Origin of the sequence: Sphingomonas sp. (assembly GCF_026460985.1) — a bacterium.
Lineage (GTDB): Bacteria > Pseudomonadota > Alphaproteobacteria > Sphingomonadales > Sphingomonadaceae > Sphingomonas.
This window is the reverse complement of sequence record NZ_JAPKNM010000053.1, coordinates 1-13,478: the sequence shown is the minus strand read 5'-3', so window position 1 is coordinate 13,478 and position 13,478 is coordinate 1. Positions and strand designations below refer to the sequence as shown.

The following is a 13,478-nucleotide window of genomic DNA, read 5'->3' as shown; positions in this document are numbered from 1 at the left end:
GGCGATCGCGCCGCCCCGGCACGAGGCGACCAGCGCGCTCAGCTCGCGTCGGAGTGCAGTCAGGTCCGCGATCTTGCGATCCACCTCGTGCAAATGCTCGGTGGCGGTCCGGTCCACGGTTCCGCAATCGCGATCGCGATCGCGGTCTCGCCCTCGCGCCGAATGCCTCGGTTGCTTTGATCCTGTACCGGTGCCGCAGCGGCGAGGCGAACATGCGCTCGATCTGGATCTGCTCGCGCAATGACGCGACCGACAATGTCGCCGTGGTCGCCGCGGCGTTGGCCGTATGCGGCACCGGAACGGTTGGCTCGACCTGATCGTCGCCGCGATCCTCACCACACTCGGGATCAGCGGCGGCGTCCAGATCATGCGCCAGTCGGCATCCCACCTGCGATCGGCGCATCTGCCGCCCCCGGCGGCCGCACAGCCGGTCTTTCACGGGGAATAGACAATGGCGTGGAAACGGATGCGAAACGATCTCGTTGCAATGATCCATCGGGATCATCTCAATGGGCTTTTGCGCGTCGTCTCTCGTGCTCGCGGTCTTTGCAGGCGCAGGGACTCTCGCTGCGTCCCGGTGAGCACGGATGCGGCAGGAGCAATGACCGAACCCTTCGCGTGGCCGGGTGGCCTTCGCATATGTCCAGGCCGGTTCACGGCTAAAAGCGAAGGCGCATGTCTCAAGCATGCTCTCAACACCCGGCTCCGCCTGCGTTGCCAAGCTCCTGCGCGCCCTGCGCAAGGCCGCCGCGGCGAGTTGCTAAATTGCCGAATGGCCTTATCCTCCGTTTCGCGTCGTCTACACGGCGGCGCCGAGGCGTGAGAACCTCGCTTGAGAAACCATGGTCTCGCACGGCGCATCGCCGGGTGGCCGTCGCACATGTTCAGGCTGCTTGCGGCTAAAAGCGTCGGCGCGTGTCTTAAGTCGATTTTCATAGCTGGGCGCTGCTCAAGGGCGTCGTGCTGTCGACGCTGCTGGGCGTGGGCTCGGAACTGCAGTTCAGCGGCGAGAACGATCTCGTCCAGGCCGTCCGGCAGTCGACCCAGCAGAATGTTTCGCGAGCCGGCGACCAGCTCACTTCGCGGAATCTGCAGGTCCAGCCGACGATCACCATCCGGCCGGGCGCGCCCGTCCGGCTGCTGGTGCATCACGATCTGATCCTGAAACCCTGGGTGGAGGAGCGGTGATGGCTGATCTACGTCTTCCGCGGCTTCCCGATCGCACTCCGGTGAAGGTCGGTATCCAGGTGACCCCGCAGCTGTTCGCGGATCTCACACGATATGCGGCGCTTTACCGGGAAACCTATGGCCAGGAAGAGGCAGTTGCCGACCTCATCCCATCCATGCTGACCGCCTTTCTCGATAGCGACCGGGCATTTGTGAAAACTCGGGCAAGCGGAAAGTGACTGCCATGGCCATCGCCAAACCGGGCGAGAGCACCGCGAATGGTTCGATCGAGCCGATCAGCGTTCGCATCCCTGCCGCGGTCGCCATGACCGGACTAAGCCGGTCGAGGATCTATGAACTGATCGCCTCGGGCGAAATCCAGATCGCGAAGGACCGACGGAGCACGCTGCTCATTGTCGCCAGTTTACGAGAGGTTGTGAGCCGGCGGATTGTGGATCGGGACTTGCCGGCCGAGTAGCGGCCTCGGTCTTGCGCGCCGCCAGCCGTGGGATAGAGGCCGAACGCTTGAAGCACGGCATAGGGGCGGCCGCGGCTTAATCTGATCCCCTGTTCAAGTCGCGATGCCAAATGAACATATCGCGCCACGCCGTTGGGGAAATATTGCCCTCTCCGTGGTGGGTTTTTCCGCAATACGGCGCGCAGCAGCAAACCACGCGCAAATGGCTCCACGCGCAGATCAGCAAACAGACTCGGCAAGCTAGTGAGACCGTTATCTCTGTTGATAATGTAAATTGCAGCGTGGCCGCACCGCGCGCTTTCTCGTTAGTCCGTTTCGTGATTTAATTGGTCGAATCGAGTCGCATTTTTCTGCTTCTGGTCGCTTGAGAACGAGCGGCCGAGCTCTTGTTCGAGCGAGGGAGATATGGGCCGTTCGATAGCTTCCGAGACAAAATCCATCATGCACGCAGGCCAGCCGTGCGCCTGTGCCTGTCGCATGCCTTGCTGGGAGCGCGAGCAATGATTGAATATCACGCGCACGAAGCCGTTTTGAACGCACTCAAAGCCAATTTGGCCACGGCGTTCGATGAACCAGCATTGGCGTCGCAAGCCCAGAAACTGGCTGACGCAGCCGATATCGACAGAGACGCAGCGACACTTGGCTCATTTATCGACGTGCTGCTCGAGCATGCAGGCTCAGACGGTGTCGAGCTGCAGCTGCTTGAGCAAGCAGCAAGCTTATGGAAGCGTGGGTTAACGGCGTATCAAGAGCTTGGCTTGGCCCGGCAAGAACTTGAGCTGGCCATGGCTGACCCCACCAAGGCTGGAGCGCTAGCAATTGCCCAGTCGAGCATCAGCCGCTTGGCCGCACTCAAAACGACAGTCACGCAGCTTGGCAGCGAAATGCAGGCCCTGCGCGACCAAATCGCGCCGCTGCCGCATTTGAAGCCGCACGCCCGGCAAAATGATGAGCCATCAAGCCAGTGGACAGTCAGAGACGCGTTTCTAGGGCGGCGCACAGACGCGTTTGTCAGCGCGCTGCTTGCCAATGCGAACGACGTCCAGACCAGGGCGCTTGCTGTTGGCGCCGTCTCTGGCTTTGCTGGCAATGCCGCTGGCTCAGCTTTTCTTGGCGCAGTGGTCGGCGGCCCCAGGCGCTCGCATCGCTACAGAGACAGGCTTGCACGAAACACGTTGGGCAGCTGGCTCAAGTCCAACACGGCTGTAAGCTCGCTGCCTGAACTCGCGCGTCGCCTGAGCTATCGCGGCGCTATTGGTGGCTTTGCTTTGCCCAATGCCATAAAGCAAGCGCTCGAGAGTGCGTTCAGCAAAGCACATCCAAGCCGAAGCCAGCCGAGTTGGAATTTGGGATTGAACCGGCTCGTGCGGCATTTGGAATTGCTGATCGTATTCAGCAGGCCGCTCGCACCAGATCCGCCAATGACCTTCATGTCTGGCAATGGCGATGATGATATTCCAGGGATGATGGTGGGTGGCTCTGGCGGAGATGCTGGCGAGCCCAAGGGGCCTCCAGAGCCGCCAGGCCTGGGCGGCGAAGGTCCAGACACGGGGGTAAGCGAGCCAGGCAAATCAGATTCAAAGTCCAGTGGCGGCGATGCGTGCCTAGGCATCATTTTGGGCCTTGGCGGCCTATTTGCCGTCGGGCTGGGGCTTCTGATCTTCTGCATTTTCCAATGGGCAGCAGAGGGAGAATGCAAGCCTGAAGAGTTCTTCGATGAACTGCTGGGCTCGGAAGAGCCTGATCCAACACAGACCACTGGGATCAATCAGGGCCAGCTTACAGCGATCAGCACGCCAGAAGCGTCAGGGCATATTTTGCTCGAAATGTTCAAGCTTCAGCTGACTGCTTGGCAAGCATTTGACTTGGCCCTGTCGTATCTCACTGTGACGGGCCTGATTTACCCTGACGAGCTGCTCATCACGTCTCCGCTGTACCAGCAGTTTCTGCGCGTGCCACAGCGCGCTGGCTGGCCGCACCGGGAAGAAGCCAATGCGCTTGAGACATATCATTTTGACCCTGTTTCCGCGTTCGAAGCGCCAGCTTCTGCCGTGCCATTCCCAGCGAACGCAGATCCATGGAGGCTCACGGCCCCATGGCCATCAGACTATGATCACTCAGCCAACGCCGTCGCTATGCCCCTGCTGCGACGCTTTCTGACCAACGCTGATCCTGGCGAAAATTTGGATCTCGATGCAGACCGGGGCTTTGGCCATCCATGCTGGGCCGTGGCCGGCGGGGGTTCGATCAATGATCCCAGCTTCGCTGTCGACGTGCTGGCTTACTCGGAGGAATGAGCATGGTGCTGGAACCTGGCTCCGCGCCCGACAATCAGCACGGCTCGCAAGACCGTGATCACGACCCGCGCATAAACAACTGGCTCGTCATTCCCTATTTCCAGAATGACATGGGCCGGCCGGCAGTCGAGCGCCCTCTGCCAGCAAATGTCATTTCGTGGCTATGCCCATCGATTGTAGTCAACAATCAGCCTGGCCAAAATGCGTTCGTTAGGGGGCAACCAACCGAAGTCACTGTTGAAGTCGCAAACTTTGGCCGTGGGACAACGGCGGCGCCAGTCTATGTTAGAGTGTGGTGGGCCGACCCATGCACGGCGTTTTCCAAGCTCAATCCATTTGGGCAAACAGTGGTCCTGGCTCCATGCGATGGCAAAGCACGGCGCTCTCAGTCCATTATTGGCATCGTGCCCACCTGGGCCCCTGAGCATGTTTGCCTGCTTGCCCATGTTTCGAGCCCGCTTGATCCAGGAAAAACCACACCCAACCCATCAAGCGATAGGCATTGGGCGCAATTCAACATTGCGGAAGTCGTGGCGAGCGCGGGGCAGCCTTTCCAATTCTTTTTCAACGCATTCAATCCATTCACCGAGGCGGCCGCATTTGAAATTTCAGTCAAGCCGCTTGGCGGCGTCAGAATGGAAAGCTTGGCGCGCTTGGCCAAGCGCCCGCTGCGGCATGCTGAAGAGCTGAGAGTCAATTTGCTGCAGGGCCGCGACGAGCATGGCCACTTTGGCCGGGAGGGCGACGCAACCGAACTGGTGCTTGAGCCGGGCCGCGGCACCATGATTGGCATCACAGGTATGGTGCCAGAGGGCCATGGGCCAGGGACAAGCTTCGCACTAGACATTGTACAGCGCCAGCGTCGCGGGGAGGGTTTTGAGGGCACGCTGGGTTTGATTGTCAGCGTGGGCGGAGAGCGCTGAGCCAGGCATAGCTTGGCAGTGCGGACAAATTTTGATCGGAATCCGAGTTAGCTAGAAGTATCCAGCGACAGCACGATGCTCGATCTGAACGGGGTCATGTGGCCGACTTATCGATCACCATCCTTGGGGGCCAGGTACGAGCTGGAGACTTCGGCTTCGCCGCTCTTGGAGCTTGGGACTACTAAATTCGGAGGCCAATGTCCGCATGGGTCGAAACTGCGGACCTAACTTGGTCCCCATCGCTCTTTTGGCGCCGTCACGAGATAGCATCGACGTCCAGTCCGGCCGACTCTGCTGTAGAGCCGCTCCGCGCCCGCACGGGCTTCAAGGGAGTCAGATCATGATTCATCGAGCCTTCAAACCTAGACCTGAACCAATGACCGCTTTGGAGTGTAAGTTTCGAAAGTTCGTGCGACCAAGATGGGCGCGAAGCTGCCGTCATGTGGCTCATTGGTCGGATGCCCGCCTATTGCCCCGGCTTACCCGCGTGACCTTGCCATTTCACCGGTATCCGCAGGTAAGTCACGCCGTTTGCCTCCGCCTCGTGAAACCGGCCCGCACGGATGTTGACCTGAATCGAGGGTAGCAGTAGCTTCGGCACTGAGAGTCCGGCATCGCGTTGCTCCCGCATCGCGACGAACGCATCCTCGGTCACGCCATCGTGTACATGGACACTGGACCGGCGCTGTTCTCCCACCGTGGTCTCCCAGCGATACTCGTCCCGCCCTGGCGCCTTGTAGTCGTGGCACAGGAACAGTCGCGTGTCGTCGGGCAACGACAGCAGCCGCTGGATCGACCGGTACAGCGTGCGTGCGTCGCCGCCGGGGAAGTCGGCGCGCGCGGTGCCATAGTCGGGCATGAACAGCGTGTCGCCGACGAAGGCCGCGTCGCCGATCCGATAGGCGACATCCGCCGGCGTGTGCCCCGGAACATACAGCACCTCCACCTCCAGCGCGCCGATCGCGAAGCGGTCGCCGTCCTCGAACAGCCGATCGAAGTCGGAGCCGTCGGTTTTCAAATCGGTCATCGCGAAGACCGGGCGGAAGATGCGCTGCACGTCGCGAATATGCGCGCCGATCCCTATCCAGGCGCCGGTGCGCGCCTTGATGAACGGAGCGGCCGACAGATGGTCGGCGTGCGCGTGCGTCTCCAGCACCATCTCGATTTGCCAGTCCTGTTCGCGCGCGAAAGCAAGAATGCGCTCTGCCGAGCGGGTGTCGGCGGTCCCGCTGGCCAGATCGAAGTTGAGCACCGGGTCGATGACCGCAGCAATGCGCGTGGCGGGGTCGCCGACGAGGTAGCTGATCGTGTTCGTCGGCTCGTCGAAAAATGCCTCGATAAGGGGTTGGGTCATGGTCGTTCTCCGTTATGCCTTGACTATATATTAGCATAACCTAAATTAGCAATATCTAACGGAGTAGTACGATGCTCAAGCCGCCCATGGATTTGGCGATGTTCGAGACGAAGGCCGGGCAGGTTGCCGAGACGCTGAAGGCGATCGGCAATGCGCGCCGACTGATGCTGCTGTGCAAGCTCGTCGAGCATGGCGAGGTGACGGTGAGCGACCTCGCCCGCGACGTCGGGTTGTCGCAGTCGGCCTGCTCGCAGCATCTCGCAAAGATGCGCGACGAGGGGCTCATCGCCTTCCGGCGCGACAGTCAGACGCTCTGGTATCGGATCGCCGATCCGCGCGTCGAAACGCTGCTCACCACGCTCTATCAGCTCTTCTGCAAGGATTGATGTCATGACGATCGAGACCCTGTCCCCGGCCGCGGCACGTGCGGCGATCGAGACCGGCGCGCGCCTGGTCGATATACGCGACGCCGACGAACATGCGCGCGAGCGCATCCCCGGCGCGCTCAACCTGCCGCTCGCGCGGATCAGCGATCTGACGAGCGACAGCCGAGCCGTCATATTCCACTGCCGCTCGGGTATGCGGACGACAGCGAACGCGGCGCAGCTTCGGACGGCCGCCGCCGGTGCGCCCGCCTATCTTCTCGAGGGCGGGATCGATAGCTGGCGGCGCGCCGGCCTCGCGACCATCGCCGATCGCAGACAGCCGCTGGAGATCATGCGGCAGGTGCAGATCACCGCCGGCGCCCTGGTGCTGGCCGGCGTCTTGCTCGGGTGGCTGGTGGCACCGGGCTTCTTCGGGCTGTCCGCCTTCGTCGGTGCAGGGCTGATGTTCGCCGGCACCACGGGCTGGTGCGGCATGGCGAACCTGCTCCGCATCATGCCCTGGAACCGGCGGGCGGCGGTCTGAGACACCGATGGACGCGGTCTCGATCGTTGCGGCGCTGGCATCGGGCGGCCTGATCGGCCTCGTGCTCGGCCTTGTCGGCGGCGGCGGATCCATCCTCGCGGTGCCGCTCCTGGTCTATGTCGTCGGCGTCGGTTCGCCGCATGCGGCGATCGGCACGGCCGCCGTCGCGGTGGCGGCCAACGCGCTTGCCAGCCTTGCAGGACACGCCCGCGCCGGCCGGGTGAAGTGGCGCTGCGCCGGCGTGTTCGCCGCGTCCGGAATGATCGGCGCGGCGCTCGGTGCGGAGCTGGGCAAGGCAATCGACGGCAAGCAACTGCTCGCGCTCTTCGGGCTGCTGATGATCGGCGTCGGCCTGTCGATGTTCCGCAAGCGGCGGACAGCCGAGGCGCCCGACGTGCGCCTCACGCGGGAAAGCGCCGGCGTGCTCCTGCCGCGGCTCGTGCCGATCGGGCTCGCCGTGGGGCTGGCCGCCGGCTTCTTCGGGATCGGCGGCGGGTTTCTGATCGTGCCGGGACTGATCCTCGCGACGGCGATGCCGCTGCCCTACGCAGTCGGCACGTCGCTGGTCGTCGTCAGCGCGCTGGGCCTGACGACCGCCACTTCCTATGCCGCGTCCGGGCTGGTCGACTGGACGGTGACCGCGCTGCTGGTGACTGGCGGCGTGGGCGGAACGATCCTCGGCATCTGGCTGGGGCGTCTGTTCGCCGCCCGCAAGGGTGTGCTTGAAAAGGGATTCGCGACCGTCGTCATCGCCGTCGGCTCTTACGTCACCCTGTCGTCGCTTTGAGCGGTGTGGTCTCAAGATTATCAACCGGCAGCTTTGCGCCCGTCGACTTCGAAAGATGCGGGTCGGCTTTCGGACGGAGCTAAGACGGATTGAACGCCAGCGATGGACACGAAGCCGTCCGCCAATCCCGCCGCTGGGGCTAGGTCCTGATTCCCGCGATGGCGCACTTGAGCTCGCTTCCGAGGCAATCCCCGGAGATCCCAGAATCTATTTGAGAGGAATTTTGGAGAAATTGCGAGAATCGTTGGCAAGAATGCCATCCAAGCCATTGAAAAGGCTTGGTGACCCCTACGGGAATCGAACCCGTGTTTCAGCCGTGAAAGGGCCGCGTCCTAACCGCTAGACGAAGGGGCCATGCCGAAGCGTGGAACGGCCGGTTAGGGAAGGATGCGGCGCGGGTCAAGCGCGATCGTCTCAATCGGCCCATGCCGCATCTTCGATGTGAAGTTCGGCCGCGGGGCGGGGTCCCCAGTCGTCGATCCTGGCCCGTCCGGCGAGCCAGAGCTTGCGGTGCCGCGGGGCGGAGAGCAGTGCGGCGCCCAGCTCGGTCTCGGCCTGGCGGAAGGCGACTGCCTTGAGGCTGCGGCCGTCCTCGCCGGCGACGATCAGCCGGACATGCCCGCCGCTGCCGACGACGTCCGCCTTGAGCACCGAGATCGGCCCGGCGACCACGCGCGGCGCTGGCCAGCCCATGCCATAGGGGCCGCCGGCCTCCATCGCATTGACCAATTCGGGATTGACGCCGCCGGGCGCGAGCACCGCGTCGAGCAGCAGCGCGCGCTCGCCGATCGCGGCGGTCACGCGTTCGGAAAGACGCTCCTCGAGGAAGTCGGCAAAGGCCTCGAGCCCTTCCTCGGCGATGGTGACGCCGCACGCCATTGCATGCCCGCCGCCCGCCGCGAGCAGCCCGGCGTCCTTCGCGGCGAGCACCGCGGCGCCCAGGTCAACGCCGGGGATCGAGCGCCCCGAGCCCTTGCCCAGGCCGTTCTCGTCGAGCGCGATCACGATCGAGGGGCGGCCGAGCTTCTCCTTGAGCCGGCCGGCGACGATGCCGATCACGCCCGGATGCCAGCCGCGGCTCGCGACGATCGTGATCGCGCGATTCCCCTTCGCCAGGCACAGTTGCTCGGCGGCGAGTTGGACCTCGGCCTCGATCGCGCGACGTTCCTCGTTGAGGATGTTGAGCTCCTCCGCGATCGCGCGCGCCTCGTCCGGATCGCGCGTGGTGAGGAGGCGGACGCCGAGGTCCGATCGCCCGACGCGCCCGCCGGCATTGATGCGCGGCCCGAGCGCGAAGCCCAGATCGGTGCAGGTCGGCGCGCGCGTCAGCCGGGCCGCCTCGATCAGCGCATTGAGGCCGATGTTGCGGCGCTGCGCCATGACCTTGAGGCCCTGCGCCACGAAGGCGCGATTGAGCCCCTTGAGCGCCGCGACGTCCGCCACCGTGCCCAGGGCGACCAGATCGAGCAGATCGAGCAGCCGCGGCTCTGCACGCCCCTTGAACCAGCCGCGCGCGCGCAGCGAACGGATCAGCGCCGCGCCCAGCAGGAAGGCGACGCCCACCGCCGCGAGATGGCCGTGCGCGGCGCCCTCGGTCTCGTCGAGCCGGTTGGGGTTGACCAGGGCATAGGCTGCCGGGAGCTCGGCGGCGCATTTGTGGTGATCGCAGACGATCACCTCGGCGCCCACGGCCCGCGCCATGTCGAGCGCCTCGAACGCCTGCGCTCCGCAATCGACGGTGACGATCAGCCGCGCGCCTTCGCCGTGCAGGCGCACCAGCGCCTCGCCCGACGGGCCGTAGCCCTCCATCAGCCGATCGGGGATATAGGGACGCGCCTCGAGCCCCAGGTCGCGCAGCAGCAGGATCAGCAGTGCGGCGGAAGTGGCGCCGTCGACGTCGTAATCGCCGAAGATCGCGACCTGCTCACGGCGCTCGACCGCATCGGCGAGGCGTTCGGCGGCGCGGTCCATGTCGCGGAAGATCGAGGGGTCGGGCATGAAGGCGCGGATGCTGGGCGCGCGATGATCGTCGATCGCCTCGCGCGGGCAGCCGCGGGTGAGCAGCAGCTGCGTCACCAGATCGTCGGGCGCGAAGCCCGGATCGCGCGCATCCGCCGCCAGCCCGCGCCAGCGCCACGGCTGGCCGAGGATCGAACGGTGGATGTTGAGCACGGCTGACATGCGCAGGTTGTGGCCCCCCTGGGCAGGGTTGTCGAGGGCGGCCGTCCGTCAGCTGCCGGAGCCGGCGGTCTCGATCCCGCCCGCGACATAGGTCGGCACATAGTCCTTGATCCACGCGCCCTCGCGGAACCACTTGGTGACGATGTACTTCATCCCTTCCATCACGCGCATGCCCTCGTGGAGCGTGTCGTAATTGGGGGTGCCGTCAGGCGTCATGTTGTTCCACACGACGAGCAGCCCGCGCTTCGGCTTGAAGCGGATGCCCGCGCGCGGGAACCAGGTGGCGCCGCCCTCGGGCACGTCGTTGAGATAGGCCATTGCGGTCCAGGTGCGCTGGCCGCCGGTCTCCTTCATCTTGGGCCAATAGGCGCTCGACTCGTGGAAATAGTCGCAATGCGCGCGGAACTGCTGGTTCACCGCGTAGCGCTGGCCCTGGAGCGTCTCGGCATTCTCCTCGGGGATGCCGAGCAGATGGGCGATGCGCTGGTCGATCGCGAGGATGTCGGGGGACCACCGATAGAGGTCCGAGCTGTGGCTGGTCCGGTAATCGGGATCCTCGCTCACCGCGAGCAGGGTCGAAGGGCGCGAATTGGAGTCGATCAGCGCGATCAGCGCGTCGCACTCGGCGTCGCTCAGGAAATCGGGGACGGTATACATCTGCGCCGTGTCGACCTTGGCGCGCCGGACCCGCGGGTTCGCCTCCAGCCGCGCGGCGACGTCGCGGCCGATCCGGGCGCGGATGGGCGAGGGGCCGCCCGAGACCCGGCCTTCGTTCTTGCTCTTGCTCACGGCCCGCGAAATCGCGCGCGGCGAGGGGATTTGCAAGCCTTTCCAAACGACAAGGGGCCCGGCGTCGCCGCCGGGCCCCAGGATCTCCGATAAGGCTGCGGGCGTCCTTACCAGAAGATGTCGTAGATCACGTCGACCACTTCGCCGCTGTAGATGTCGACGAGGAGCGCATCGTTGTAATAGCGCACCCAGCGATAGGGCCCATCGACATCGGGCAGGCGATAATAGAACGGATCGTTGATCCAGTAGTTCGACGAATAGAGGATCGAATTCAGCGTGAAGCCGATCCCGAAGCGCCGATAGCCATATCCCCAGCCGCTCGGCGCGTAATAGCGCGGCAGGCGGTAGTGGCTGCGGTTGCTGCTGCGATAGCCGCGCCAGTCGTAGCGGCGGTCGTTGCGCCAGTTGTTGTTCCAGCGGCCGCGACTGCGATCGCTGTCCCAGCGGTTGCGGTCGCCGCTCCAGTTGCGGCTGCGATCATTGTCCCAACGATTGCGGTCGCGGCTCCAGTCGCGATTGCGGTCGTTGTCGTTCCAGTCGCGATTGCCGCGGTTGTACTGGCTGCGGTCGCCCCCGTTCCACCGGCTGCGGTCGTCGCGGTCGCGGAACTGCAGGCCTGACCGTTCCTGGGTCTGGTCGGCGTCCGGACGGCGGTCGCCGCCGTTCCACCGGCTGCGGCTGCCCGTCCAGCGACTGCGATCGCCGCTGTTGTTCCACTGGCTGCGATCGCCGCGATTGCCGCCCCAGCGCTGCTGCTGCTGTTGCTGGAACGATTGCTGCGGCACTGCCTGCGGGGTCTGCTGCTGCTGCGGACGGCTCCAGCCGCCCCGCTGGCGGTCGCCGCCGTCCCGCTGGCGCTGCGGCCGCTCCTGCGGCGTCTGCTGGCTCTGCTGCTGGCGCCATTCGCCGCGGTTCTGGCGGACTTCGGACGACCGTTCGCCCGAACTATTCTCGGAGCGATCGCGGCCGCTCCAGCGTCCCCGGTCCTGCGCGAGCGCTGCCGGCGGGACCAGAGCCGTTGCGGCGATGATCACCGCGAGCAAGGTCTTCTTCATCTCAACTGTCTCCGTCGAGACCGGCAAGGGGCCGGGCTTCAAGATAGGATTTGATCTAGACTTCGCCGGATGAGCGGTTGCTGAATTGGGGCGAAAGGCGACTGAAAGAATTGGGCAAGTTCATTCCGGCGCCTGGGTCTCGGCTTCAGGCTGGGGCTCTTCGGGCAGGGGCGCCTCGCCGCGCGCCGATCGCGCCGCCTCGGTGATCGCTCCGATCAGCCGCGGATAGATGCCGCAGCGGCAGATATTGGGGATCGCGCTTTTGATGTCGTCCTCGCTCGGGTTGCGGTTGGTGCGCAGCAGGACCGATGCGGCCATGACGATGCCGGGGATGCAATAGCCGCACTGGACGATGTTGGTCGCGAGCAGGGCCTGCTGGACCGGATGGCTGCGATCCTTCGAAAGCCCCTCGATCGTGGTGACGAAGGTCCCCTCGAGCGCGCCGATCGTCTCCTGGCAGGCGAGCCGCAGCCCCCCGTCGACATCCACCGCGCAGGCGCCGCAATCGCCCGTGCCGCAGCCATATTTGGTGCCCGTCAGGTTCGACGCGTCCCGCAGCGCCCAGAGCAAAGGCGTGCGCGGGTCCATCCTGTACTCGACCGGCTGGTTGTTGACGGTGAAGCGAGTCATGGCGGCGGGTGTAGCGGGAAACGGCACGTTTCCGAAACCGGCATTGCGACTGCGTGCGGAGAGGCCGACATCCCCCACATGACACTCCCCACGCTCTTCCTCCCGCACGGCGGCGGGCCCTGCTTCTTCATGGACCCGGAGGGCGGTCCGCCCGATCCGATGTGGCGCAGCATGCAGGCCTATCTCGCCGGACTGATCCACGGCCTGCCCGAACGGCCCAAGGCGATCCTGCTCGTCTCGGGGCATTGGGAGGAGGACCAGGTGACCGTCCATGCCGGCGACGGCCATCCGCTGCTGTTCGACTATTACGGCTTTCCCGAACACACCTATCGCCTGCGCTGGGATGCGCCCGGTGCGCCCGATGTCGCAGCGCGGGCCAAGGCGCTGATCGAGGGCGCGGGCTTCCCGGTCGGCGTCGAGCGTGCGCGCGGTTGGGATCACGGCGTGTTCATTCCGATGATGGTGGCGGTGCCGGGCGCCGACATTCCGCTCGCCCAGCTGTCGCTGCGGAAGGACCTCGACCCGGCGGCGCATATCGCGATCGGGCGGGCTCTGGCGCCGCTCCGGGACGAAGGCGTGCTGATCGTCGGCTCGGGAATGAGCTTCCACAACCTCCGCGCCCGCGGCCCGCAGGTCACCCCGGTGGCGGACGAATGGGACGCGGCCCTGGTCGACGCCGTCACCGATCCCGATCCGGCACGCCGGGCCGCGCGGGTGGCGGCGTGGGACGAACTCCCCCACGCCCATTTCGCCCATCCCCGCGAGGAGCACCTCTTGCCGCTGATGGTCGCGCTCGGCGCGGGCGGGGAGGGGCCGGCCGTGTGCGACTACCGCGACCACGTGATGGGCTGGGCGGTGAGCGGGTATCGTTTCGGGTGAAAATCCCTCTCCCCTTGTGGGAGAGGGAG

At 65.0% G+C, this 13,478-nt stretch carries 15 protein-coding genes, 1 tRNA gene and 1 pseudogene; 11 read left to right on the top strand and 6 right to left on the bottom strand.

From position 1 onward, the window contains the following. Window positions 1-176 precede the first annotated feature (176 nt). From MT490_RS08690 to MT490_RS08660, 7 genes and pseudogenes are all read left to right on the top strand, one after another. Complete coding sequence (locus MT490_RS08690) at window positions 177-317, top strand: hypothetical protein (RefSeq protein ID WP_297386074.1); 141 nt, start codon at window positions 177-179, stop codon at window positions 315-317. After that, the gene (locus tag MT490_RS08685) at window positions 287-448 is read left to right on the top strand and encodes a hypothetical protein (protein ID WP_297386072.1); all 162 of its coding nucleotides are present in this window, start codon (window positions 287-289) and stop codon (window positions 446-448) included. The genes MT490_RS08690 and MT490_RS08685 overlap by 31 nt, the downstream gene beginning before the upstream one ends. A 476-nt stretch (window positions 449-924) precedes the next feature. Then, window positions 925-1,188: pseudogene (locus MT490_RS08680) on the top strand (TrbI/VirB10 family protein); the annotation flags it as partial. Then, window positions 1,188-1,406, top strand: a complete 219-nt coding sequence (locus tag MT490_RS08675; protein ID WP_297386070.1) for a DUF2274 domain-containing protein — start codon at window positions 1,188-1,190, stop codon at window positions 1,404-1,406. The pseudogene MT490_RS08680 and the gene MT490_RS08675, both read left to right, overlap by 1 nt. Before the next feature lie 5 nt (window positions 1,407-1,411). Further along, window positions 1,412-1,645, top strand: coding sequence for an AlpA family phage regulatory protein (locus MT490_RS08670; RefSeq protein WP_297386068.1), 234 nt, complete (start codon window positions 1,412-1,414; stop codon window positions 1,643-1,645). A 500-nt stretch (window positions 1,646-2,145) separates the two neighbouring features. Continuing rightward, a complete protein-coding gene (locus tag MT490_RS08665; RefSeq protein ID WP_297386066.1) occupies window positions 2,146-3,942 on the top strand; it encodes a hypothetical protein in 1,797 nt (598 codons plus the stop codon). A 2-nt stretch (window positions 3,943-3,944) separates the two neighbouring features. Further along, window positions 3,945-4,865, top strand: a complete 921-nt coding sequence (locus MT490_RS08660) for a hypothetical protein (protein WP_297386064.1) — start codon at window positions 3,945-3,947, stop codon at window positions 4,863-4,865. A gap of 466 nt (window positions 4,866-5,331) precedes the next feature. Here MT490_RS08660 and MT490_RS08655 read toward each other — a convergent pair whose 3' ends face one another. Continuing rightward, complete coding sequence (locus tag MT490_RS08655) at window positions 5,332-6,219, bottom strand: MBL fold metallo-hydrolase (protein WP_297386061.1); 888 nt, start codon at window positions 6,217-6,219, stop codon at window positions 5,332-5,334. 71 nt (window positions 6,220-6,290) lie between these two features. On the opposite strand from MT490_RS08655, the gene MT490_RS08650 reads away from it, so the two are divergent. From MT490_RS08650 to MT490_RS08640, 3 genes are read left to right on the top strand one after another with little or no spacing between them, the layout of a single operon-like run. Beyond that, window positions 6,291-6,605 carry a metalloregulator ArsR/SmtB family transcription factor gene (locus MT490_RS08650; RefSeq protein ID WP_297386059.1) on the top strand — a complete coding sequence of 105 codons (315 nt, stop codon included), beginning with the start codon at window positions 6,291-6,293 and terminating at the stop codon, window positions 6,603-6,605. A gap of 4 nt (window positions 6,606-6,609) precedes the next feature. Further along, on the top strand, window positions 6,610-7,128 hold the full coding sequence (locus MT490_RS08645) for a rhodanese family protein (protein WP_297386057.1): 519 nt from the start codon (window positions 6,610-6,612) through the stop codon (window positions 7,126-7,128). Between the two features lie 7 nt (window positions 7,129-7,135). Continuing rightward, window positions 7,136-7,915 (top strand): sulfite exporter TauE/SafE family protein, encoded by a 780-nt coding sequence (locus MT490_RS08640; protein ID WP_297386056.1) that lies wholly within the window; start codon window positions 7,136-7,138, stop codon window positions 7,913-7,915. A 279-nt stretch (window positions 7,916-8,194) separates the two neighbouring features. Here MT490_RS08640 and MT490_RS08635 read toward each other — a convergent pair. The 5 genes from MT490_RS08635 to MT490_RS08615 all read right to left on the bottom strand — a co-directional run bounded on the left by MT490_RS08635 (window position 8,195) and on the right by MT490_RS08615 (window position 12,570). Continuing rightward, window positions 8,195-8,269, bottom strand: a tRNA-Glu gene (locus MT490_RS08635). 60 nt (window positions 8,270-8,329) lie between these two features. After that, window positions 8,330-10,096, bottom strand: coding sequence for a single-stranded-DNA-specific exonuclease RecJ (gene recJ / locus MT490_RS08630; protein WP_297386054.1), 1,767 nt, complete (start codon window positions 10,094-10,096; stop codon window positions 8,330-8,332). Between the two features lie 48 nt (window positions 10,097-10,144). Continuing rightward, the gene (locus MT490_RS08625; RefSeq protein ID WP_297386051.1) at window positions 10,145-10,885 is read right to left on the bottom strand and encodes a 2OG-Fe(II) oxygenase; all 741 of its coding nucleotides are present in this window, start codon (window positions 10,883-10,885) and stop codon (window positions 10,145-10,147) included. A 107-nt stretch (window positions 10,886-10,992) separates the two neighbouring features. Next, the gene (locus MT490_RS08620; RefSeq protein WP_297386049.1) at window positions 10,993-11,940 is read right to left on the bottom strand and encodes an RcnB family protein; all 948 of its coding nucleotides are present in this window, start codon (window positions 11,938-11,940) and stop codon (window positions 10,993-10,995) included. Window positions 11,941-12,060: 120 nt separating this feature from the next. Then, complete coding sequence (locus tag MT490_RS08615; protein ID WP_297386047.1) at window positions 12,061-12,570, bottom strand: (2Fe-2S)-binding protein; 510 nt, start codon at window positions 12,568-12,570, stop codon at window positions 12,061-12,063. A 78-nt stretch (window positions 12,571-12,648) separates the two neighbouring features. Between MT490_RS08615 and MT490_RS08610 the strand changes: the two genes are divergently transcribed. After that, window positions 12,649-13,449, top strand: coding sequence for a class III extradiol ring-cleavage dioxygenase (locus MT490_RS08610; RefSeq protein WP_297386045.1), 801 nt, complete (start codon window positions 12,649-12,651; stop codon window positions 13,447-13,449). The last annotated feature ends 29 nt before the right edge of the window (window positions 13,450-13,478 follow it).

Coding starts and splice junctions, on each gene's coding strand:
- MT490_RS08620 (WP_297386049.1), bottom strand. CDS start 11,940: ATGAAGAAGACCTTGCTCGCGGTGATCATCGCCGCAACGGCTCTGGTC.
- MT490_RS08650 (WP_297386059.1), top strand. CDS start 6,291: ATGCTCAAGCCGCCCATGGATTTGGCGATGTTCGAGACGAAGGCCGGG.
- recJ (WP_297386054.1), bottom strand. CDS start 10,096: ATGTCAGCCGTGCTCAACATCCACCGTTCGATCCTCGGCCAGCCGTGG.
- MT490_RS08675 (WP_297386070.1), top strand. CDS start 1,188: ATGGCTGATCTACGTCTTCCGCGGCTTCCCGATCGCACTCCGGTGAAG.
- MT490_RS08655 (WP_297386061.1), bottom strand. CDS start 6,219: ATGACCCAACCCCTTATCGAGGCATTTTTCGACGAGCCGACGAACACG.
- MT490_RS08670 (WP_297386068.1), top strand. CDS start 1,412: ATGGCCATCGCCAAACCGGGCGAGAGCACCGCGAATGGTTCGATCGAG.
- MT490_RS08640 (WP_297386056.1), top strand. CDS start 7,136: ATGGACGCGGTCTCGATCGTTGCGGCGCTGGCATCGGGCGGCCTGATC.
- MT490_RS08610 (WP_297386045.1), top strand. CDS start 12,649: ATGACACTCCCCACGCTCTTCCTCCCGCACGGCGGCGGGCCCTGCTTC.
- MT490_RS08615 (WP_297386047.1), bottom strand. CDS start 12,570: ATGACTCGCTTCACCGTCAACAACCAGCCGGTCGAGTACAGGATGGAC.
- MT490_RS08645 (WP_297386057.1), top strand. CDS start 6,610: ATGACGATCGAGACCCTGTCCCCGGCCGCGGCACGTGCGGCGATCGAG.
- MT490_RS08660 (WP_297386064.1), top strand. CDS start 3,945: ATGGTGCTGGAACCTGGCTCCGCGCCCGACAATCAGCACGGCTCGCAA.
- MT490_RS08665 (WP_297386066.1), top strand. CDS start 2,146: ATGATTGAATATCACGCGCACGAAGCCGTTTTGAACGCACTCAAAGCC.
- MT490_RS08685 (WP_297386072.1), top strand. CDS start 287: ATGCGGCACCGGAACGGTTGGCTCGACCTGATCGTCGCCGCGATCCTC.